The sequence below is a fragment of the Myxococcus llanfairpwllgwyngyllgogerychwyrndrobwllllantysiliogogogochensis genome, assembly GCF_006636215.1.
GTDB classification, from domain to species: Bacteria; Myxococcota; Myxococcia; order Myxococcales; family Myxococcaceae; genus Myxococcus; species Myxococcus llanfairpwllgwyngyllgogerychwyrndrobwllllantysiliogogogochensis.
Window position 1 is genome coordinate 1 of the sequence record NZ_VIFM01000503.1, and the last position, 2,166, is coordinate 2,166.

2 protein-coding genes are annotated in these 2,166 nt (G+C 69.6%); both read left to right on the forward strand.

Annotated elements, in window-relative coordinates; genetic code table 11:
* Window positions 1-1,478 (forward strand): DUF6209 family protein (locus tag FJV41_RS48850; RefSeq protein WP_246137900.1); only part of this gene is annotated, 1,478 nt, incomplete at its 5' end.
* On the forward strand, window positions 1,475-1,786 hold the full coding sequence (locus tag FJV41_RS48855; RefSeq protein ID WP_141649466.1) for a hypothetical protein: 312 nt from the start codon (window positions 1,475-1,477) through the stop codon (window positions 1,784-1,786). The genes FJV41_RS48850 and FJV41_RS48855, both read left to right, overlap by 4 nt.
* Window positions 1,787-2,166 lie beyond the last annotated feature (380 nt).

A 2,166-nucleotide genomic window follows, 5' to 3' on the forward strand; every position in this document is an offset into this window, starting at 1 on the left:
CCTTCAGGAAGAGCCGCCCCATGTCGAACCGCATCGGCCGCCCCACCTTCGTCCCCGCCACCCAGCCTGGAGTCAGCGCGGAGCGTGAGCGAGCGGCCCGCCCCTCGGGCGAGAAGGCGAACCAGGGCCACTCGCAGGTCGACCAGTTCGAGTCCCGCGCCACGCGCCCCCACGTCAGTGCATCCCTCCTGAGTGGACCCGCCGCGACGACGGCCGTGAGCGCGAAGTCGCTCGACCTCCAGCCCCAGTTGCACGAGGCCACGGGCTACGAGGCCCGCTTCGAGCAGGGCGGCCGGAAGGCCACCGCCTTCGTCGAAGGCCAGGGACAGGTGAACCTGCCCACCGGCCCGGGCAGAGGCCCGTCCTTCCACGCGGAGGCGGGCAAGCCGCTGACGGTGACGGCGGACCCGGCGCGTTTCTCGTCACAGACAGAGAAGGTGGAGCTGGTGTGGCGGCTGGTCCCCGGAGGCACGGAGACGGCGATTCCCCTCACCGACGGCAGCCGCGACGCGAATGGCCGGCTGAACATCCAGCCCGGCACGTTCGACCTTCCTCCCGACGCCACGGGTCTGGTGCGCCTGTCGTTCCGCACCACGGGCGCCGACGGGCGCGTGAGCAACCAGTGGGACCCGAGCAACGACGCGTCCGTCGCCTCGAAAGAGGGCGCGACGGTGTCCTTCACGGAGGACTTCAAGACGCAGGTCGACGGCACGCTGCGCGCCGGTGACAAGCTCCAGCTCGCGTATGACCAGGACCGCCTCAAGGCGCTCGCGGGAGGCAAGACGCCCTCCGACGTCGTCGCCTGCGTGTCCTTCAATGGCGGACCGCCCCTGGAGTTCCCGCTCGACCTCCAGCCAGGGCAGGCCGGCAACGCGGGCGGCGACTTCCTGCCCTCGGTCCGCGTGCCCTTCGAGGCGACGGACGTGCAGGTCTGGTTCCGGGGCAAGGCGGACGACAACACCACGTGGGACTCGGCCAACGGGCAGAACTTCAAGTTCCCCGTCGGCGTCACGCGCGACGACGCCGAGCCAGGGTGGAAGAACGAGCTGCTCAAGAGCAAGAGCTTCCCCAACCTGAGCGCGGACAAGTTCGTGGGCATCGGCCCCGCGTCGGAGCGCTACAACTGCATCGCGTGGACGGTGGGCAAGCGCGACGAGTGGGTGTGGCCGGGCACACGCGTGGAGGACTTCGACAAGCTCTACGCGACGCAGGGCTACAAGCCGATGGACTCGTTGGACCTGAGCAACGACCCCAGCCTGGAGAAGGTGGTCATCTACGGGCGCAAGCCGATGACGGGCAACGGCCCCCTCGAGGTGACGCACGGCGCGCTGATGGACGAGCAGGGCCGCTTCACGAGCAAGATTGGCACCCAGCCGCTCATCCGGCACAACAGCGCTGACGACCTCACCGGCCCTTCGTATGGTGAACCCGTGCGAGTCTACGTGCGTCCCCGTCAGTCCCCCGTGAGTGCCTCATGAGCGAGCCTGTCGCCCGCTTCGACTCCCTCGCCGAAGAGTGGGAGCGGCACTGCGCGGAACACCGGGAGTCGTCCAACCCCTACGTGTTCCTGGACCATCCGTCGTTCGACGCGCTCGTCGCGCTGGGACGGCCCGCGGTGCCGCTCATCATCGAGCGCTATCGCGACGGCAGCGTCTTCTGGGGCGCGGCGCTGCGACGCATCACCGGCGTCACCACGTTCGGTGACGGCGTGGTCGGCAACCTGGAGGCGAATCGCCAGGGATGGCTGAAGTGGTGGAGCGAGAACCAGGCCGCCTGGCCCGGCTGAGCCCGCGTTGCCTCCCTGGGGCGCCTCACTGAGCCGAGGCCAGCCCGCCAGCAGCACGGGCCGCCCGGACACGGAGTGCCACTTCGAAGGGACCCGGTGGCTCGCGGCAATCGCCGGGCTCGATGTCAGTATCACATCTCGATTCGACATCAGGATGTGTCCATGACATCGGCACGGCTGGACGGCTCTCGTCCTTTCAAGCACTTGCCCCGACGCGGCGGCTGGAACGCAGCGTGCTCTGTCCCATGCGCATGAACCGCTTCGCGCTTCTCTTCTGCTTCGTCTCCCTCCTCGCCGGTGCGCAGCCCGTGCCCGACGCGGGCGTGCCCGACCCGACCCGCGTTGTCGGCGCGCCCCCCACCCCCGTGGCTCCCGTGGCC